The following is a 21,478-nucleotide window of genomic DNA, read 5'->3' on the forward strand; positions in this document are numbered from 1 at the left end:
TTATGGCATGTATTTTACTCGCTGGTTCAAAGATAAATTATGAAATGAGTAAAGGACAAATTGAAATTAAGGCAAGTGGGTATGGTATGCGTTACCCAGATGATATGCCAATAACTATTAAGGATGTGAAAAAATGATTAGAGCTTTATACACAGCAGTTACAGGACTTATAACTGGAGAAGCAAGGCAAAGCACCGTAACTAATAATATAGCCAATTCCAATACAAATGGATATAAAGCTGAGAATCTTTCTATCAAGTCATTTGATGATGTTTTAATACAAAATTATGATAAAATGGTAAATGGTAAAAATACAAAAAATATTATTGGCTCTCTTAGTCAGGGAAGTAAAGTTGATGATGTAAATACAGATTTTGCTCAAGGTGTTCTGCAAACGACAGATAAATCTACAGATTTTGCAATTGAGGGAAAAGGCTTTTTTACAGTTCAAAGTAATAACGGAATAACTACTAAAAATTATTATACAAGAACTGGTGATTTCCATATTGATGGAAGTGGTTTTTTAGTAACAGATAGTGGGGATAAAGTTTTAGGTAAAAATATTGCAACAAATGCTATGGAACCGATATTTGTAGGTGACGGTAAAGTTCAATCTGATAAATATGGAAATGTTAGTGTCAATGGTAAAAGTCAATATAAATTTGATCTAGTTGACTTTAAAGATTATAACACTATTAAAAAAGTTGGAGATAACTTGTATGATGCACCAAATCCTATTCAAAATGCAAATGTTACTGTAAGACAAGGTTCCCTTGAAAAATCAAATGTTAATGTAACAAATGAAATGGTAAATATGATGGAGATTATGAGAAATTTTGAAAGTAATCAAAAGGTTATGCAAGCTATTGATGAGACTTTAGGTAAAGCCGTAAATGAAGTAGGAACAGTTAAATAAAACATTACAAAAGGGGGAGTGAGTAAATATGTTAAGAATTATATGGGATAGTAAAAGTGCTATGATGGCACAACAAGAAAAGTTAGATACTATATCAAATAATATTGCAAATGTAAATACAAATGGATATAAAAAGCTTAACACAAATTTCAAAGATCTTGTTTACGAGACACTTGATAGAAAAGGATACCCAGTAAGTACTGGTTCAAAAACTACCCTTCAAAATGGTACAGGTGTTAGAGTAGGAGAATGGAAAAGAGACAATACACAAGGTGCACTTACTCAGACAGGTTTATCAACTGATTTAGCTATAGATGGTACTGGTTATTTTGAAGTAACTCAGCCAGACGGTAGCAAGGCTTATACAAGGGCTGGTAATTTCCTTTCAGATGCAAGTGGAACTATTGTTGATGAGAAGGGTAATAGATTAAGTATAGTTGATCCCAGTGGTAAAAATATTAATACAGTAAATGGAACTAATAAATTTACTGCTAATAATTTTCAGGTTTCTGAAAATGGCAATGTATCTATAAAGGGTACCAATGCTGTTGTAGGAAAAATAAAAATTTCAACTGTTGTAGGGGATAATTCAATGATTTCAATAGGTGATAATTTATTTCAGCCAAAACCTGGCACAAATGTAGTGGATAGTAAAGATTATTCTATTAATCAAGGGTACTTAGAAGGATCAAATGTTGACATTGCTACTGAAATGACTGATATGCTTATGACTCAAAGGGCCTTTCAGCTTAGCTCAAGTACTTTAAAAACAGCTGATGAAATGTGGCAAATGGCTAATAATTTGCGAGGCTAATTAATTTATAATTGTTTTGACATGCTTTTGAAGTATGTCTTTTTTTGGTAAAATAAATAATACAAAAATTAGTTTTAATTGGAGAGAATTCCTCATATATTATTAGTAAAGTACATAATAATATGATTTAGGAGGGTGATCATGGGGATAGGATATATAATTGGTTGTTTATTTAGCATATTACTGTGGAGATTGGATAGACAAAGGATCTTTGATTTTATTAATATAAAATTAAAGAATAAAATTAAAAATATATATGTGGTACAATTTTTATATTTATGTCTTATATTCGTTATATATTTGGGGCTTATTTTTATAAAAAATAACCAAGTATATAATGCTATTACAGCTTTTATAGTAATAGATATTAGTAATACAGAGAGAAAAAATTTAAAAAACGATGAAAAAAAACATTTTTATGACACAATATCTACTATATCTAGAGCTCTTATATGTGGATTTATAACACCTTTATTTCTCATTATAATGTTTGGTAATGGATCAGCAATTATATTTACAATATTATATAATTTAAGTGCTGATGAGGATCTGAATATATTAGGTTTTATAGTGTCTATAGCTAATATAATACCATCAATAATTGCAGAAGTTTTTTTATATATAATTTATGTATTTAGAAATAGAAATTTAAAGATAAAATTTAAAGGAGATTACATTAGCAATCTTTTCATAGTACCTCTCCTTAATGTTGATATTTTGGCTGCATTTATAGAATCAGTTAATTTTTATTCTTACCATAAAGGTAACAATATGCATTATCTAAAATGTTATGGTGACTACAACAATAAAATTGATAACGTATGCATTAAGGATTATTTAAGCATAAGTTATTCTATATGTTTCCTAGTTTTTATAGCTTTCCTTGTTATACAGCTGATATAGAGGTGTTTATAAATTATAATAAATAAAAACAAAGCAAATATTTAATAAATGCTTTGTTTTTTATTTAATTATAATTTTATTATATTTTACTTAGGGCAACTGTAATAGGGGGTATAACCTGTTTTTTTCTTGAAACAAGACCAGGTATATATATACCGCTATCTGTTAAAGTAACATTAAAAGCTTTTGAAACAACATCTTTGTGTTCGCCTGCAGCTATTAATACTGAACCGCCATTTAATATATCAGTTAGCATTAATATAATCAAGTTGAAGCCATTTTCTGTTGCTTTTTTATTCATTAAATCTATTATGTCAGCTTTTATAGTATCGAAGCCTTCAATATACATTGTACCAACTTGTGATACTCCTACTTTAAAACCGCTAAGGGTAAAAGGTTTAAAATCTTGGTAGAAAATTTCTTCAGCTGTTTTACCGTCCAGGGAGGTACCGGCTTTAAACATTTCTTTAGCAAACGCTTCTATATTTAAGTCGGCAATCTGAGCTAATCTTTTTAAAGTTAGTTCGTCAACTATCGTAGATGTTGGTGATTTTAGTAATAATGTATCAGAAATAATCGCTGCACATAAAATTCCAGCAACACTTTTTGATGGTCTAATTCCATTTTCAAAGAATATGGTTGCTACGATTGTTGAAGTGCTTCCCACAGGTTCATTTCTGAAATATATAGGTTGACCAGTTTGAACATCCGCAATTCTATGATGATCTATTATTTCTAATATTTCAGCATCTTCAAGTCCTAGTACCGATTGGGTTTTTTCATTATGATCTACAAGTATAACCTTTTTTTTATTTTCTGATATTAAATGAAATCTTGAAATACTTCCAACCACTTTATTATTTTCATCAAGAACTGGATAACTTCTATATCTAGTCTCAATCATAGTGTATTTTATTTCATCAATAAAATCTTCTGTATTAAAGGTAACAAGATTTTTTCTAGTCATAACATAATCTATAGGAATACTTTGAGTTATAAGTCTAGAAGCTGTAAATGTGTCATATGGTGTTAATACAATTGTACACTCGTTAGTTTTTGCAAGTTCCATAACTTCAGCTGTTGGTGCATGGTCACCTGTAATAATTACAAGCGATGCTTTTGACTTAATAAGTAAGCACTGTGAATCATCTCTATCGCCACATATGCCAATATCCCCAGCTTCAATTACTGTTTTTGTGCTATCAGGATGCATAGCTGCTACAATAATTTTACCAGTTATTTTAAAAGGGGTCTCTGGTTTGTATAAACATTTAGCTGATAGTGTATCTAAAATATTTTCAAGGGGTGTATTACTCTTTGCAAGAATAGAATTGTCCCAAATATCTAAATAGTTTGAAGCAAGATTTGAAACTGAAGCTACACCAGCTAGTTGATCATTTTCATCTATTACAGGGAGGGTCTTAACATTCTTTTTCTTCATAATAGACCAAGCCATTTTTAGAGAAATATCCGGTGAAATTGGAGCTACAACATCAATGTCTAAATCAGAAATTTGTGTTTTAACTGTAGTTATAAGTTCAGGTTCAGCTACTGAAAAATACTTAAGAATAAATTTTGTTTCGGAATTTGTTTCACCGAGCCTTATAGGCACAGCAGTAAGTTTACCTGTTTTATTTTTAAATTCTGAATAGGCAATAGCAGAACAAATAGAATCAGTATCTGGATTTTTGTGACCAGTAATATAAACAATGTTTTTCATGTATGTCCTCCTTGTCTTCCCCTAGGGCAGATAATAATTATTATCTACGTGTCGTTTTAACTAATAATTGTTGATAACATTATTTTATATTCAAACTTACATATTGTAAAGAAAAAACCAAATATTCTTTTCATATGTAGGAAAGTAGCCACATATATTAGTAAAGAATATAGAATATAGCAATGTAGTTATCTTAAAATAATAAGATGATTATGTAGGGAAGATAACAATTAGAAAATGTTATCTATTTTAAAGAGGTGTAAGGGGGAATATAAGTGTTTAATGAACGAATGTCAAATAACAATGCTAAGGATAAAAATAAGTCAAGTGGACTTGGTTATGATAGTATTACTTCATCAAAGGGGCTAACAAATGCAGATGCCGAGAGTAGGCTTAAAAAATATGGGCTTAATAAATTAGAAAGTAAAAAAAAGATATCAGCTCTTCAAATATTTATTTCTCAATTCAATGACTTTATTACTTGGATATTAATTGTAGCAACGGTGCTTTCAGGTCTTATGGGTGAAAAAGCAGATGCAATAACTATATTCATAATAGTTATAATGAATGGAATATTAGGATTTATTCAAGAGTTTAAAACTGAGAAGTCATTAGAGGCACTTAGTAAGCTTGCAGCACCAACAGCTAAAGTAGTTAGAAATGGAGGGATTTCAGTAATAAATGCAATATATTTAGTGCCTGGAGACCTCGTAATTTTAGAAAGTGGAGACAGAATTCCTGCAGATTGTATTTTGACTGAGTGTAATAACATCATGCTAGATGAGTCCTTACTTACTGGAGAATCCGCTGGAGTATCTAAAGGTGCAAGTTCTAAGGAAAATACCATTTATATGGGAACAATAACTCTGACTGGAAAAGCTAAAGCCAAAGTTATTGCAACAGGAATGAGTACGGAAATGGGGAAAATAGCAGATATGCTTCACAGTATAGATAATGAGAGGTCGCCATTAAAAGAACGATTGGCGCATCTTGGAAAAATATTAGTTATACTTTGTATAATAATTTGCTTTGTTGTAACGTTTATGGGAATTTGGCGTGGTCAAGATAAGTACGAAATGTTTTTACTAGGAGTAAGTCTTGCAGTAGCTGCAATCCCTGAGGGGTTAACTGCTATAGTTACAGTAGCTTTGGCACTTGGTGTATCCAGAATGCTTAAAAGAAATGCTCTAGTTAGAAAATTACCAGCCGTTGAAACTTTGGGTTGTACCTCTGTAATATGTACTGATAAAACGGGAACTTTAACTGAAAATAATATGACAGTAAAAGCATTATATTTTGATGGACAGATTTACAATGTTGACAATGACAAGATTCCGCTTAATTTAATGATGAAAAAAGCCTATACATACTGTAATGATTGTAATTATGATTTCAGTGCAAGAAATATTGAAAAGTGCTTATTTGGTGATCCAACAGAAACAGCATTGATTAAAGGCTTTTTCAGTAATGCTAAGGAGTTACAGGAATTTTTAGACAAAGCTAATCGTGTATATGAAATAGCATTTAATTCAACAAGAAAAATTATGTCCGTAATTGTTAAAGAAGATGGTAGAGAAGTTTGTTATGTAAAGGGTGCTCCGGAACGGGTTATAGAAAAATGTAATTATATATTAATTGATGGATTGATACAGCCGATGCTTCCCATTTATAAAAATAAACTAATGAGATCGGTTGAGGCTATGTCGAATAAAGCTTTAAGATGTATGGCATGTGCCTATAAGGTGACTGGTATTGTGCATAATGATAATTTGGAAAGTAACTTAATTTTTATAGGTGTAGCAGGTATAATCGATCCTCCAAGAAAAGAAGTAAAGGATGCAGTTATAAAGTGTAAGATTGCAGGTATAAGACCTATAATGATAACAGGAGATCATAAAAATACAGCTTATGCTATAGGAAAAGATTTAGAAATTTGTAAGTCTCCAGAGGAAGTTATAACTGGAGATGAACTAGATAAATTAAGTGATAAAGAATTAGATAAGAATATTGATAATTTAAAAATATTTGCAAGAGTGAGTCCTAAACACAAGCTAAGGATAGTTAAGGCATTTAAACATAAAAATCATATTGTAGCTATGACTGGTGACGGTGTTAATGATGCACCAGCTATAAAAGAGGCAGATATTGGTATAGCTATGGGTATATCTGGTACAGATGTAACTAAAGAGGCATCATCTATGATCTTACTCGATGACAATTTTGCGACTATTGTTTCTGCAGTTGAAGAAGGACGTGTAATATACAATAATATTAGAAAATTTATAAGATATTTATTATCCTGTAATTTGGGAGAAGTACTTACCATGTTTTTGGCTTCTTTATTTTATTTAGAGAATCCACTTCTTCCAATTCAAATTTTATTTGTAAATTTAGTTACGGATGGACTTCCAGCTATTGCATTGGGAGTAGATCCTGCAGATCCTGATATAATGCTCGAAAAACCTAGAGGGAAAAATGAAAGTGTATTTTCAAGAGGTCTTACAGAAAAGATTATCATACGTGGCTGCCTAATAGGTGTTTGTACTATATTGTCATTTATTGGTGGTAAATATTATGGTATGAGTATTGAGGCATGTAGAACACTTGCTCTTGGAACTTTAGTTTTATCTCAACTAATACATGTGTTTGAATGTAGATCTGAAAAACATTCTTTATTTGAAATTAACCCATTTACCAATATGTATTTATTGGGGGCTGTAAGTATATCGGTAATTATGTTACTTAGTATAGTTTATATTCCATTTTTACAGAATGTATTTCATACTATACCTCTTAATTTAGGACAATGGTTAATTGTTTTGTTTTTCTCAAGTATTATTTCCTTTATAAATAGTTTGTACTTATATTTAACAAACAAGCACTGATCATCAACGTTAGGTAATTCAGCAACTAGGGTTGCTGCATCACCTTATGGTGTCAAGTTTTGTGGATTTAAAAAGCTATATGACAAAAAGTCATATAGCTTTTATTACTTAAATCGTTTATCTGCTCTTACCCTTTGTACCTTTTGAGGCGGGGTTCCTTGTTTTTGTGGAACTAAGTCTTTTTTCGTAGTCATGTTTCTAATGTTAACAATTTGAATATGTTCTCTGTGTTCTTTACCTTTTTTGCCTTTCATTCCTTGAATTATAACAGACTGTCCTTGAAGTACTGATATAAAGCTTATCTTTTTAAACCAACGGTGTTTTTTATATATGCACTTAGAAATTGATTTGCTTCCATCAGCCTTTACAAGGATGGTTACTGTTAATTTATAAAATATTCTAAGATAATTTTTTGCTTCCACTTTGACAGATAGAACTCTGCCTTGTGCTTGAGTAAGTCTATCACCATATCTTTTTAAATAAGCATTTGTATAGCTATTGGTCAATTTGTCTTTTAATCCCATTAAATTACTCCTTCACAAAAAAAATTATAAAAAATATAAAAAGTCAATAAGCTTATTATATCTTAAGTTGTTATTTAACTCAAGTATTAAAAAAGGTGTATTTATAAATTTATTTTTACAATATATGTATAAAAACGGGTGTAATCATAAAATTAGAAAAATTATTAATCCATAATGAGAATATTTGTCCCCAAATGTGTAATTTAAGAATATTAATAGAATAAAGAATTGAAAGGAGGAGGAATATGAGTAAGGAATTAACTCCAAAGGATATAATATATGAATTTGATATTGAGAATATAGATGCAAGGGAAACATTAGATTCCATGCCACAATATTTAGATGTAATAAAAAATATTAAAACTGCTATGAGTATAGATAAAGAGGGTTTTAATGTTTATTTAATAGACGATTTTTCAAAGGAAAGCCTTAAGGATATTACTGAATGTGTAGATAAAATCCTTCAGAATAATAGTAAACCAAAAGATATTTGTTATGTATTATATGAAGATGAAAAATCTCCTAAACCTATTGTTGTAAGTAATGGGGGTGGAAATAGGTTAAAAGATATACTTGAGGAATTACAGGATGAGTATTTAGAGTGTACATTTAAGTTTTATAATAATTCATCAAATAAAGAAAAAGAGGGAATCCAAGAAGGAATTCAAAAAAAAAGGAATGAACTTATTGGGGGTCTAATAGATATAGCAAAAGATAGGGGTTTTGATATAAAGTCTACTAATAGTGGGTTTACATTCATTCCTTTAAGTAAAGGAAAGGAAATGTCAGAGAATGAATATGATACACTAGATAAAGAGAGAAAAGAAGAAATTTTAGCTACGGCAAAAATGTTAAAAGAAAAAGCTAAGGATACTTTAGAGAAATTAAAAGACTTTGAAGTAATAGACTTAGAAAAAATAAAACAAATAATGGAAATATACTACAAAAATGAAATGAGTCAAATAAAAGATGACTTTAAAGATATGTTTATGGAAGATGAAGTTGTAGTGGAGTATATTGATATAGTATGTAGCAGTATAGAAACAAGACTTATAGATAATTATTCTATGAATTATGATGATGATGAAGAACAAATAAATGAAATTATCTACAAATATATTGTTAATGTAATTGTAGATAACAGCAATAATAAAGTGCCGCCAGTAATTTTTGAGCAAGATCCTAATTTAACGAACCTAATTGGGAATATAGAATATGAAAATCACAAAGGTGTTTATTCAACTAATGTTGGATTTATAAGGAGCGGCAGTTTGCTTAAAGCAAATGAAGGGTGTTTGATAATTAGAATAAATAGTTTATTAAGTAACCCTTTGGCGTATAATCAACTAAAGAAATCGTTACTAACAGAAAAGGTAGATGTTGGAGCTAACAGTAACCATTATGAGATTATTTCTTTAAATACTTTAAAACCAGAACCTATATCCATCAAAACAAAAATTATTCTTATTGGAGATTACGAGACATACGACTTGCTTTATAATTATGATGAGGACTTTAAAAAAATTTTCACTATAAAAGCAGAATGTAATCCAGTACAGAATATAGATAATAATCTAAAAAACTCTTTAGTATTTGGGATTAATAAGATTTGCCTTGAAAATAATTTTAAATCACTTACAAACGGAGCGATTAGAGAAGTGGCAAGGATAATGTCTAGGAGGGTAGAAAGTAAGAAAAAAGTTTATTATGACAAACATGAGATTAAAAAATTATTAATCTTAGCTAGTAATAAGGTTGAGTCAGAAAATAGAGCTGAGATTAATGTAAATGATATAATTGACGTAGGGTACACAAAAGATATTATGGAAAAGGAAATTTTAAATCACTATACTGAAAAGAAAATGCTTATTGATGTTACGAATAGTAAAATAGGACAAGTGAATGGACTATCAGTAATTGATACAGGATATTTTAGTTTTGGTAAGCCGATAAAAATTACATGTTGTTGTTATAAGGGAGCAGGCAATGTAATAGACGTTCAGCAAGAGAGCAATCTAAGTGGTAGCATTCATAGTAAATCTATTAATATTTTGAAGGGGTATATGAGTAATATTAATGGCGGATTTAGTAGATTACCAGTTGATTTTCACTTAAGCTTTGAACAAATATACGGAAAAATAGATGGTGATAGTGCATCAGTTGCAGAAATAATAAGTATGCTTTCCGCCCTAAGCAAAATACCAGTAAAGCAAAACATTGCCCTTACAGGTTCGGTAAATCAATTTGGAGAAGTCCAACCTATTGGAGGAGTAAACCATAAAATAGAAGGTTTCTTTGCAGCCTGCAAAGCCTTAGACACTATAAAAGGCAAAGGCGTATTGATTCCATTATCCAATGCAGACGATTTAGTCCTAAATGGGGAAGTTGAACAGGAAATTAAAAATGGAAACTTTCATATATATACAATGACCTCGATCGATGATGCAATTCAAGTGCTAATGGGGGATTCAGATCAAAACTTTGAATCTGTAATGTTAATCATTAGTAAAGAGCTAAAGAAATACAGTAGCAGAAAATAATTTGATAATTTATTTATCTAAATTACTACTAAGCAGGGGTAGAGGTTATTTCGTTTACACAAAATTATTCATGGGGTAGTAATAGTAGCAGTAGTATTTGTTGTTGTATCATAACATGTTAACAAAAGTATATATTGCGTAAAATGCATTTGAGCAAACCTTAGAAATTCTAGAACTTCAAGGTGAAGCGAAACGCAGTTGTAGCAATATATACTCTTAGTTAACAGACATGAAAAACTATGAGATTAATGAAAAAAAGCCACAGAACTAATTTCTTAGTATCTGCGGCTTATATTTTTTATACGTTAAATCTAAAGTTGACTACATCACCATCTTGCATGATGTACTCTTTTCCTTCAAGTCTATATTGGCCTTTTTCCTTAGCAGCAGCTTCGCTACCACATTCAACTAATTTATCATAAGAAACTATTTCTGCTCTTATAAAACCTCTTTCTATATCAGAATGAATTTTACCTGCTGCAGCTGGTGCTTTAGTTCCAACGTGTATAGTCCAGGCTCTTATTTCTTGAGGACCAGCAGTTAAGTAACTCATTAGTCCAAGTAGTCTATAACTTGAATGAATAAGTTTATCTAGGCCTGTTTCATTAAGACCATATTCTTGTAAAAGCTCCATTTTTTCCGCATCGTCTAAAGTAGATAATTCTTCCTCTAGGCTTGCACAAACTACAATTACTTCTGAATTTTCATTTTTAGCAAATTCCTGAACTTTTTTAACCATATCATTTTCTGTATTACCAGACATAAGATCATCTTCACTAATGTTTGCAGCATATAATACTGGCTTTGAAGTAATTAGGAAAAGACTGTTTACGAAAATAGTTTCTTCCTCGGTAAATTCAAGGGTCCTTGCTGGGAGATTTGCTTCAAGGTGCTCTTTTATTCTTTCCATAAGTTCATATTCCATTTTTGCCGTTTTATCTCCAGAACGAACAAGTTTTTGTGATCTTTCGAGTCTTCTCTCTAATACATCAAGATCAGAAAAAATAAGTTCTAAGTTAATAGTGTCTATATCTCGAAGTGGATCAACATTACCATCTACATGTATGATGTTTTCATCTACAAAACATCTTACTACATGAACAATAGATGCAACCTCTCTTATGTGGGATAAAAATTTATTACCTAAACCTTCTCCTTTGCTTGCTCCCTTTACGAGGCCAGCTATATCATAAAATTCAATTGCAGTGTGAATTATCTTTTTACTATCGTAAATACCTTGTAATACATCCAGTCTTTTGTCTGGAACACTTACAACACCTACATTTGGTTCTATAGTACAAAATGGATAGTTAGCAGATTCTGCGCCTGCCTTTGTAATTGCATTAAATAATGTGCTTTTTCCTACATTTGGTAAACCTACAATTCCTAGCTTCATATATATGTACATTCCTTTCCTGCGTTTAAGATTATTAAGTTCTAATAAATTATACTCTAGATATTATTCTATTTCAAGCTAATGCATTTCAAAGAAGTAAATTTGACCAATTGTTTAACTAAACGCAACTCAAAGATATTAATGTAATTTTAGTTAATAAATTCAAGTAAAGGGTTGAAATGATTTAATTACACTTAAAATTTCATTTAAAATTTTAAAAATGATATAAAATAAAGAGGAATTTTTGTTTTTCTATAGAATATTACTTAATAGTGGTTTAAAATGGTTTAAAGTGGTTCAAAGTGGAGTAATAATATAAAGTGGGGGAATATTATGTTTATCGGTGAATATCAACATGCCATTGATAGTAAAAACAGAATGATTATTCCCACAAAATTTCGCGAGGGACTAGGCAGCGAATTTATATTGACTAAGGGCCTTGATGGGTGCTTGTATATATATACAATGGACGAATGGAAAATAATGGAGGAAAAACTAAAAAAACTTCCATTAACGAGTAAGGATGCCAGAGCGTTTGTGCGATTTTTTTTCTCAGGTGCAAATGAAATAACAAGTGATAAGCAAGGAAGGGCCTTAATACCACAAAATTTATGTGAATACGCTTCAATTAAAAAGGAAATAGTAAGTATAGGGGTATCAACTAGAATAGAAATATGGGCTAAAGACAAATGGGATAAATATAATGAGTCAGATATGAATTTTGATGAGATTGCAGAAAAAATGAACGAATTAGGTTTATAAAAGGAGATAAAAATGGAGTTTAAACATATATCAGTTTTATTAAATGAGTGTATTGAAGCACTTGATATAAAGGAAGATGGAATTTATGTTGATTGTACACTAGGAGGTGCAGGTCATTCACTTGAAATTTTAAAAAGGTTATCTTCTAAAGGAAGGCTTATTGGAATTGATCAAGACGAGGATGCACTAAAGGCTGCAAAGGAAAAGATTAAGGAATTTAACAACGTTACATACGTACATGATAATTTTTACAATATAAAATCAATACTAGACAAACTAGAAATTGAAAAAGTAGATGGGATTTTTATGGATTTAGGCGTTTCGTCATATCAATTAGATAATACAGAACGTGGATTTAGTTATATGAGAGATGCAAAACTTGATATGAGAATGGACAGAAGTAAAGGAATAACAGCTTTTGATGTTGTAAATAATTATGAAGAGGAGCAAATAGCGGATGTTTTAAGAAATTATGGTGAAGAAAAATTTTCTAAAAGAATTGCTGGTTTTATAGTGGATAGAAGAAAAGACAAACCAATTGAAACAACGCTTGAGCTAGTGAATGTTATAGATGCAGCTATCCCTGCAAAGTTTAAGAGAGATGGAGGTCACCCGGCTAAAAGAACTTTCCAAGGCATAAGGATTGAAGTTAATGGGGAACTGAAAATACTTGATAAAGCAATAGAAGATGGGATAGAGAGGCTAAACTCTGGTGGAAGAATGGCGATTATTACATTCCAGTCACTAGAGGATAGAATTGTTAAAGTTAAATTCAAAAGCTTAGAAGACCCATGTAAATGTCCAAAAGAGTTACCTATGTGTGTGTGTGGTAAAACACCAATCGTAAAACTTATTAGTAGAAAACCTATAAGGGCAACAGAGGAAGAACTGGAGGTAAATAGTAGGAGTAGAAGTGCAAAACTAAGAGTGGCAGAAAAAATTTAGTTCTAAATTGTGGATGGGGTGAATAAAGTGATAGTAGCAAAAAAAGAGTTTGAAATGTTTGGGAATACAGTTTTAGCACCACAAGAACCAATTAAAAAACGAAAATATGAAGATTTAGAGAAGTCACGAAGGCAGGCTAATCAAAGTAAAAGACAAAAGGATATTAAAAAGAAAAAGAAGGTTCTTGTAAATATTTTTATAGGGTTTGTTATTGGAATGGTTATTATAGCAAGATACTGCATGATTTATTCCTATCAACAAGCAAGTTCTAAAGCCAAAGCTCAAATAGACACAATAAGTAAACAAAATGATGCATATGAGGTAGATCTAATAAAGTTTAGAAATATAAGCTATATTGAGAAAACGGCTACGACAAAACTTCATATGGTTAAACCCAAAATAAGTGATATACAGTATTTTAATTTAAGCAAAAATAATTTAGAAACAAATGATGATTCAAAAGTTAGAATAAGTAATAATGTAGTAAATAAAATAAAAGATATTATGTTTTAGATAGTAAGTAATACCCAGTTAAAGTAACAGGGGGGAAATAAGTTGGCAAGAGGAGAGTATAGAGACAAGGTAGTAGTTAAACGTAGGATGTTAATTGTCTTTTTCATACTTTTTATTTTGTTTTTTCTATTAGTTAGTAGGTTAAGCTACGTAATGATAGTTAAAGGATCTGATTACAAAGAAAAAGCAATTCTACAGTGGACAAGTGATGTTCGAATTTCACCAAAGAGGGGACGAATTCTAGATAGAAGTGGAAAAGAGTTAGCTATAAGTGCAAATGTTTTTAGAGTAGATTTAGATCTTAATGCATTAAGAGAAACTACGACGAAAAATAGCTTAACTATGAAAGCTATTGCGCCAGAACTAGCTACAATACTTGGAATGGAATCTAGTGACGTTTTATCAACTTTGACTAAGACAAATTCAAAGGGCAAAGTTATTGGTTCAGCTATTTTGAAGAGAAGGATAGAAAAGGATACAGCTGATAAAATAAGTGATTATTCGAAAAAACATAATCTTCGTGGAATTGTTATTACAGGAGACACGAAAAGATTTTATCCCAATAATAATTTCTTATCAAGCGTTTTAGGACATACAAATTCTGATGGTAATGGATTAACAGGGGTTGAACTTTATTACAATAAGTTTCTATCCGGGGTACCTGGAATAAAAATTTCAGAAACCGATAGAAAAAGTGAGGAATTGCCTTATACAATATCTGATTATACAAAACCAATAAATGGTAAAGATGTAGTGCTTACAATTGATGAGATGATTCAGTATTTTTGCGAAAAAGCTGCATCACAAGCTATGATTGATAATAAAGCAAAAGCAGTTAGTATAATTGCAATGAATCCTAAAAATGGCGAAATATTAGGAATGGTTAATAAACCAGATTATAATCCTAATGATCCTTGGGATCTTAGCAAAAGTTATGATGAAAACCAAAAGGTATGGAGAAATAGGGCTGTTAGTGATATTTTTGAACCGGGGTCTATTTTTAAGGTATTTACAGCCACAGCTGCAATGGAGGAAAAGTTAGTTAAGGAAGATGATAAATTTTTCTGCTCTGGAAGTACTGTAGTTGCAGGGAGAAGAATTAAATGTTGGAAAACTACAGGGCATGGGGCTGAAAACTTTGTGGACATATTAAAAAACTCATGTAATGTTGGATTTATGGAGCTAGGTCGTAGACTAGGACCGGAAAAATTAAATAAATATATTTATTTGTTTGGGTTTGGCAAAAAAACTGGTATTGATGTAAATGGGGAAGCTTCAGGAATAATTAGAAAGACTAAAGATATGACTGCTCAAGATGTAGCGACAACATCATTTGGTCAAAGTAATGCTATATCTTGTATACAATATTTAACGGGATTTAATGCTATTGCAAATGGAGGAAAGCTTATAACTCCTCATATTATGAAAGAGATAGTTGATTATGGGGATACAAATACTAAAAAGGTTCTAGAGACATATTCAAATTACAATGAGAGAAAGATAATTGAACCGGCAGTTGCAAAGCAGCTTAGGGGTTACCTTGAACAAGTTGTAGAAAGTGGTGGTGGTAAGAAGGCATTTATCGCAGGATATCATATTGCTGGAAAAACAGGAACTGCTCAAAAGATTAGTGAGACAGGTCCAGGATATGCATCACAAAAATATGTTTCATCATTTGCGGGAATGGCTCCGTCAAATGATCCTCAAATAACTATACTAATTAATATAGATGAACCAGACCCATCTAATTACTATGGTGGTCAGATTGCAACTGTTGTTGGAAAACAAGTATTTAATGATATTTTCAATTATTTATCATTGAAATCTGATGCTACTAGTGAAGAAATTGGCAAAAGTTTATTAAAAGATATTATTGTACCTGAGGTAAGAGGCCTTAAAACAGCAGATGCGCAGAAGATAATAAAAGAAAACAATTTAAAGATAAAATTAAGTTCAGATGGAGGTACTATTACTGATATGACCCCAAAACCTGGTTATACAGTTAAAGAGGGAACTGAAATTATACTTCATACGGGCGAGGTAAAAGAAGATAGTAATACGGTTATGGTCCCAAGTATTATAGGGCGTAGTTCAGAAAGTGCTAGTGAACTATTGAGTAGTCTTGGACTTAAAGTTACATTTACTGGGAGTGGAATAGTTTCAGAACAAACTTTAGAAGGTAAAGTCGTGGAGAAAGGAACTACAATTACTGCAGATCTAGACATTATGGCTGATTAGCTTTTATTTTTAGTAATAGATCACTTTAATCTGAAATGTCATTAAATATAGTGTATAATTATAAATTAGCACGTGGCAAACAAAAACCGACAGGATTCAGCATTTGTGAACTGTCGGATTTGCCATGTTAGAGGGTAGAGTGATTTTTTATAAAATCAACTTTATTTGTATACTATTTGTAAAAGAGGTTAGTAATAAAAAGAATAATATATTTTATTTTGTTGTAATATGTTATGAATTAAGGGAGCGATTGTATGAAGTTAAGAAAAATTATGGAGAATATTAATTTCAATTTAATAAAGGGTGATATTGATATAGATATAAAAAAAATTCAATATGACTCAAGAAAGGTAAAAAAAGGGGACGTGTTTTTCGCTATAGAAGGATATAATCTCGATGGGCATAAATATATTCAAAGCGCTATTAATAATGGCGCTGTTGCTGTTGTATGTCAAAAGGATATAGAAGATAAACTAGATATCGTTGTAATTAAAGTCGAGGACGCAAGAAGGACACTAGCTATAAGTGCGGCAAATTATTATGAGAATCCAAGCCGTAGTATTAAAATGATAGGGATTACGGGAACTAACGGAAAAACAACATCAGCTTTTATGATTAAAGCAATTTTAGAGCAAAGTGGATATAAGGTTGGACTAATAGGTACCATAGCAAATTTTATAGGGAAAAAGAAAATTCATACAGAGAGAACTACTCCAGAATCGCTAGAATTACATGAGCTTTTCAAAGAAATGGTAGATTCTAATGTTGATTATTGTGTAATGGAGGTGTCGTCACATTCTTTAAGTTTAGACAGAGTATATGGAATAGAGTTTTGCGAAAGCATTTTCACAAATTTAACTCAAGATCATTTGGATTTTCATAAAACTTTTGAAAATTATTTTAATGTTAAATTAAAATTGTTTAAGCTAAGCAAAATATCAGTAATTAATATTGATGATGAATATGGCGCAAAAGCATATAATTTAATAAAAAACAGTAAATTAAGTTTTGCATTAAACCACACGGCAGACATCATGGCTAGCAATATAAAAATGAATTCAAGAGGGAGTCAATTTGATTTAAAGTATAAAGAAAATTCTTTTGATATAGAATTAAATATACCAGGAAATTATAATGTATATAACGCTCTTGGGTGTATAGCAGTTTGTTTAAATCAAGGAATAGAGATTCCGGTAATTAAAAAAGCATTACAAAGGGTTCAAGTACCTGGACGTTGTGAGCTTGTTGAAAACAATCATAATTTGGGATTTGAAATAATTTTAGATTATGCACATACCCCCGATGGTTTAGAAAATATTTTGGAAACTGTAAGGGAATTCACAAAAGGTAAACTTATATCTGTTTACGGTTGCGGTGGGGATCGTGATAAAACCAAAAGACCTATAATGGGTAAAATAGGAACAAACTTAAGTGATTTCTCATTTATAACTTCTGATAATCCAAGAACAGAAGACCCACTAGAAATAATAAAGGATGTAGTTCGCGGAATTGAAAAGAATAACTTTGAAATAATAGAGAACAGACGAGAGGCTATAAAACGAGCAATAGAGAGTGCAACAACTGGGGATATAATTGTTATTGCAGGAAAAGGTCATGAGGATTATCAAATACTTAAAGATAAAACTATACATTTTGACGAGAGAGAAGTCATTTCAGAGATACTTAAGGAGAAATTATAAATGGAGTATATTACTACAAATGAGATAATAGAGGCAATTCATGGAGAGTTAGTCTTGCAAGGCGAGAGTACTAAACATAATAATGTATGTATAGATACAAGAATTATAAAAGATGAAGATGTTTTTATTGCAATAAAAGGTGAGAATTTTAATGCTAATGATTATGCCTTAGAGGCTAGTAAAAAAGGAGCTTCAATTTGTATAATTGATGATATGAAGTTTGAGAGAACTGATTTTAACAAAAAAACATCTGTTATTAAGGTAGTAGACACTAAAAAAGCGCTTCTTATGCTTGCTAAATTTTACATAAATAAACTTAATATAAAGGTAGTAGGAATTACTGGTTCTACAGGTAAGACGTCTACAAAAGATTTGGTTGCGGCAGTACTTAGTGCTAAGTTCAAAGTGTTTAAAACACTAGGTAATTTTAATAATGAAATAGGATTACCTATGATGATATTTAAGTTAGATAAAAGTTATGATGTTGCTGTTCTTGAAATGGGCATGAGTGACTTTAAAGAGATTCATAATTTATGTGAAGTTGCAAAACCTGATATTGCTATTATTACTAATATTGGAATGTCTCACATTGAAAATCTTAAAACTAGAGAAAATATTTTAAAAGCTAAAATGGAGATAACAGACTTTTTTAGTGAAAAGGGTGTTCTAATTGTAAATTCAGATAATGATCTATTACAAGATATTACATCAAAATATGAACTTATAAAAACGGGGATTGACTCTAAGGCTGATTACACAGCATGTAACTTGAATATACTTGAAAATAAAATAATATTTAACATAATGGATAAGGGAAATTTAATAGAAACTGGTATTGAGGTAAATATCCCAGGACGGCATAATATACTTAATTCGATGCTCGCTGTGGCTTGCGCAAGAGTAATGAATATGAGTTACAAAGAAATTGCGGTAGGTTTTAAAAAACTTGAAGTTACATCTATGCGCTTAAATATAAAAAAAGGAAAAAGGTTTACTATAATTAATGATTGTTATAATGCTAGTCCTGATTCAATGCTCGCTGCAATTGATGTCCTAGGAAATACTCATGGCAAAACAAAGATTGCAATTTTTGGCACTATGAGAGAATTAGGGGATAGTGCATATGATGCGCATAAGCAAGTTGGAGAATATGCTAAAAGTAAAAACATTGATTTGTTAATTACACTTGGTGAATTTAATGATGCATATAAAGAAGGACTTAATGATATAGATAAATATAGAAGTTTTGAAACCTATAACCAGGTAGTTTCATTTTTAGATGGAATCATAAAACATGGTGATGTTGTTTTGGTTAAAGCTTCAAGATATATGAAGTTTGAGAGCATAGTGGAAGAACTCGAGAACTTGAATTCTTGCGAGAATATTAATAATAAAGAGGTGATAGAAAAATGAATTTAATTATTTATTCTGTAATAATTGCATTTTTATTATCAATTATACAAGGGCCCCTTTTAATTCCACTCCTACATAAGCTTAAGTTTGGTCAGAATATAAGGGCAGAAGGACCTAAAAGTCATCTTAAAAAAGCTGGGACACCTACTATGGGTGGCATAATATTTATGGTTTCAACAATAATTACAATGTTATTAATTGTTAGACATACAAATGATGAAGCAATGATTGCATTATATTGTTTTATAGCTTTTGGATTAATAGGACTTATTGATGATTTCCTTAAGATAACACATAAAGAAAATGAAGGGCTTAAATCTAAACAAAAGATGTTACTTATAGTAATAGTCGCAGGAGTAATTGGATATTATACATCCATTAGGTTAGGAACGGATATAATGATACCATTTACCAATAGAAGTATAAATTTGGGGATCTGGTATGTACCTTTTATTATTATATATTTTGCGTCAACTACAAATGCAGTGAATTTAACTGACGGGTTAGATGGACTTGCAACTTCAGTTACAATAATAGTTATGACATTTTTTGCTTTGGTTAGTAATATGTTGTTTCATCCCTCTCTTGCAATATTTTGTGCAGCGCTTGCGGGTGCATTATTAGGATTCTTAAAATACAATTCTTATAAAGCACAAATTTTTATGGGAGATATGGGGTCTTTAGCACTTGGAGGAGCAGTAGCAGGTGTGGGCATGATACTAAAATCACCTATCCTCGTTGCTATTGTAGGTGGTATATATGTTATGGAGACACTCTCAGTTATTATTCAAGTTTTTGTATTTAAGGCTACAGGTAAAAGAGTATTTAAAATGTCCCCCATTCATCATCATTTTGAATTAAGTGGATGGAATGAAACTAAAGTTGTTGCAGTATTCTCTATTGCAACAGTAGTTTTCTGTTTAATTGGATTTCTATCATTTTCCTATTAGTGATGTAAGGAGGATATAATATGAAAAAACACAATTCTAAAATGGGACAAATAGATTTTATATTATTTGCAACAATAATGATTCTTGTGGTTATTGGAGTAGTTATGGTTTATAGTTCCAGCTCATATGTTGCTGCTTTTAAATATAATGATCCAGAGTTTTTTTTGAAAAAGCAGCTTATGTGGGCAACTATTGGAAGCATTTTAATGGTTGTAGCAATTAAAATTGATTATCATATTTTAAAAAGATATACTGGCATTATTATGGTAATTACTATACTGCTTTTACTTGTAGTTTTAGCTTTCCCAGCTATTAACGGTGCTAAGAGATGGATTCCATTAGGATTCGCATCTATTCAGCCATCTGAAATTGCAAAATACACTGTAGTTTTGTTTATGGCTAAAAGTTTAGACAGAAAGGGAGAAAAAGTAAAAGAATTTTTTAAGGGAATATGTCCATACTTATTAGTTTCAGGATTTTATGCAGGGCTAGTTTTGCTAGGATCAAACTTAAGTATAGCAGCTGTTATAATGATTGTTACGGTTATTATATTATTTGCAGTAGGTGCAAAGTTTTTACACCTTTTTGCAATAGGTTCTACGCTTGTTGCGGCAGTTGGTGCTTTAACAATTCTTGAACCATATAGATTGGCTAGACTTATGAATTTTAGGGACCCTTTTGCTGATAGTCAAGGTAAGGGATATCAATTAGTTCAGTCACTCCTTGCACTAGGGTCAGGTGGAATTACTGGTGCAGGCATTGGTCAGTCAAGACAAAAATGTCTTTATATACCGGAGCCTCAAACGGATTTTATTTTTGCAATAATTGGTGAGGAACTAGGACTAATAGGATGCACATTTATAATGTTGTTGTTTGTAATTTTTATATGGCGAGGTATTAAAACAGCAGTTACTTCTAAAGATATGTACGGAACCATACTTGGTATTGGAATTACATCAGTTATAGCAATACAGGCAGTAATTAATATTGCTGTAGTTACGGGGTCGATGCCAGTAACTGGCGTGCCATTACCATTTATAAGTTATGGTGGATCAGCTCTGGTTTTTAATATGGTTGCAATGGGAATACTTTTGAATATTTCAAGGCAAACTGAAAATAAAAATTAGAAAAGGCATGCGTAACGGCATTGCCTTTTCTGTATTTTAAATTACAATTAATGGGTATGATTTTAAATAAATAATAAGTCTAATGGCTCGTATATTTCGGTTATTATTTGTTCTAGTGCAGGTAAAGAAAAT

The 21,478-nt window shown here is 30.9% G+C and carries 17 protein-coding genes; 14 read left to right on the forward strand and 3 right to left on the reverse strand.

The window, feature by feature from the left end; genetic code table 11:
• The first annotated feature begins 2 nt into the window (after positions 1–2).
• The 4 genes from LL038_RS02620 to LL038_RS02635 all read left to right on the forward strand — a co-directional run bounded on the left by LL038_RS02620 (position 3) and on the right by LL038_RS02635 (position 2,633).
• Positions 3–137: a hypothetical protein gene (locus tag LL038_RS02620; protein ID WP_258880636.1), complete on the forward strand. Its 135-nt coding sequence runs from the start codon at positions 3–5 to the stop codon at positions 135–137.
• Entirely contained in the window at positions 134–916 is a 783-nt protein-coding gene (locus LL038_RS02625; protein ID WP_216122289.1) for a flagellar hook-basal body complex protein, read from the forward strand. The genes LL038_RS02620 and LL038_RS02625 overlap by 4 nt, the downstream gene beginning before the upstream one ends.
• 28 nt (positions 917–944) lie before the next feature.
• Positions 945–1,730, forward strand: a complete 786-nt coding sequence (locus LL038_RS02630) for a flagellar hook-basal body complex protein (RefSeq protein ID WP_216122292.1) — start codon at positions 945–947, stop codon at positions 1,728–1,730.
• 141 nt (positions 1,731–1,871) lie between these two features.
• A complete protein-coding gene (locus tag LL038_RS02635; RefSeq protein WP_216122294.1) occupies positions 1,872–2,633 on the forward strand; it encodes a hypothetical protein in 762 nt (253 codons plus the stop codon).
• A 79-nt stretch (positions 2,634–2,712) separates the two neighbouring features.
• On the opposite strand, the gene LL038_RS02640 is transcribed toward LL038_RS02635, so the two are convergent.
• The gene (locus tag LL038_RS02640) at positions 2,713–4,353 is read right to left on the reverse strand and encodes a putative manganese-dependent inorganic diphosphatase (protein ID WP_216122296.1); all 1,641 of its coding nucleotides are present in this window, start codon (positions 4,351–4,353) and stop codon (positions 2,713–2,715) included.
• 290 nt (positions 4,354–4,643) lie between these two features.
• On the opposite strand from LL038_RS02640, the gene LL038_RS02645 reads away from it, so the two are divergent.
• Complete coding sequence (locus LL038_RS02645; protein ID WP_216122534.1) at positions 4,644–7,238, forward strand: calcium-translocating P-type ATPase, PMCA-type; 2,595 nt, start codon at positions 4,644–4,646, stop codon at positions 7,236–7,238.
• A gap of 104 nt (positions 7,239–7,342) precedes the next feature.
• Here LL038_RS02645 and LL038_RS02650 read toward each other — a convergent pair whose 3' ends face one another.
• The gene (locus tag LL038_RS02650; RefSeq protein WP_216122297.1) at positions 7,343–7,762 is read right to left on the reverse strand and encodes a hypothetical protein; all 420 of its coding nucleotides are present in this window, start codon (positions 7,760–7,762) and stop codon (positions 7,343–7,345) included.
• Positions 7,763–8,007: 245 nt separating this feature from the next.
• Here LL038_RS02650 and LL038_RS02655 point away from each other — a divergent pair, with 245 nt between their 5' ends.
• Positions 8,008–10,302, forward strand: coding sequence for an AAA family ATPase (locus LL038_RS02655; protein ID WP_216122299.1), 2,295 nt, complete (start codon positions 8,008–8,010; stop codon positions 10,300–10,302).
• A gap of 298 nt (positions 10,303–10,600) precedes the next feature.
• Here LL038_RS02655 and ychF read toward each other — a convergent pair whose 3' ends face one another.
• A complete protein-coding gene (gene ychF, locus LL038_RS02660) occupies positions 10,601–11,698 on the reverse strand; it encodes a redox-regulated ATPase YchF (protein WP_171296824.1) in 1,098 nt (365 codons plus the stop codon).
• A 333-nt stretch (positions 11,699–12,031) separates the two neighbouring features.
• Between ychF and mraZ the strand changes: the two genes are divergently transcribed.
• The 8 genes from mraZ to spoVE all read left to right on the forward strand — a co-directional run bounded on the left by mraZ (position 12,032) and on the right by spoVE (position 21,346).
• Positions 12,032–12,460: a division/cell wall cluster transcriptional repressor MraZ gene (gene mraZ, locus LL038_RS02665; RefSeq protein ID WP_071613415.1), complete on the forward strand. Its 429-nt coding sequence runs from the start codon at positions 12,032–12,034 to the stop codon at positions 12,458–12,460.
• Between the two features lie 12 nt (positions 12,461–12,472).
• The gene (gene rsmH / locus LL038_RS02670) at positions 12,473–13,405 is read left to right on the forward strand and encodes a 16S rRNA (cytosine(1402)-N(4))-methyltransferase RsmH (RefSeq protein WP_216122301.1); all 933 of its coding nucleotides are present in this window, start codon (positions 12,473–12,475) and stop codon (positions 13,403–13,405) included.
• A gap of 27 nt (positions 13,406–13,432) precedes the next feature.
• On the forward strand, positions 13,433–13,918 hold the full coding sequence (locus tag LL038_RS02675; RefSeq protein WP_216122304.1) for a hypothetical protein: 486 nt from the start codon (positions 13,433–13,435) through the stop codon (positions 13,916–13,918).
• Positions 13,919–13,960: 42 nt separating this feature from the next.
• Complete coding sequence (locus LL038_RS02680; protein WP_216122305.1) at positions 13,961–16,156, forward strand: stage V sporulation protein D; 2,196 nt, start codon at positions 13,961–13,963, stop codon at positions 16,154–16,156.
• A 254-nt stretch (positions 16,157–16,410) separates the two neighbouring features.
• On the forward strand, positions 16,411–17,856 hold the full coding sequence (locus tag LL038_RS02685; protein ID WP_216122307.1) for a UDP-N-acetylmuramoyl-L-alanyl-D-glutamate--2,6-diaminopimelate ligase: 1,446 nt from the start codon (positions 16,411–16,413) through the stop codon (positions 17,854–17,856).
• Positions 17,857–19,269: a UDP-N-acetylmuramoyl-tripeptide--D-alanyl-D-alanine ligase gene (locus LL038_RS02690; RefSeq protein ID WP_216122309.1), complete on the forward strand. Its 1,413-nt coding sequence runs from the start codon at positions 17,857–17,859 to the stop codon at positions 19,267–19,269. It abuts the gene before it with no gap.
• Positions 19,266–20,219 carry a phospho-N-acetylmuramoyl-pentapeptide-transferase gene (mraY, locus tag LL038_RS02695; RefSeq protein ID WP_216122311.1) on the forward strand — a complete coding sequence of 318 codons (954 nt, stop codon included), beginning with the start codon at positions 19,266–19,268 and terminating at the stop codon, positions 20,217–20,219. The genes LL038_RS02690 and mraY overlap by 4 nt, the downstream gene beginning before the upstream one ends.
• Before the next feature lie 20 nt (positions 20,220–20,239).
• A complete protein-coding gene (spoVE, locus tag LL038_RS02700) occupies positions 20,240–21,346 on the forward strand; it encodes a stage V sporulation protein E (RefSeq protein ID WP_216122313.1) in 1,107 nt (368 codons plus the stop codon).
• The last annotated feature ends 132 nt before the right edge of the window (positions 21,347–21,478 follow it).

Source organism: Clostridium estertheticum (genome assembly GCF_026650985.1).
Classification (GTDB): Bacteria; Bacillota; Clostridia; order Clostridiales; family Clostridiaceae; genus Clostridium_AD; species Clostridium_AD estertheticum_C.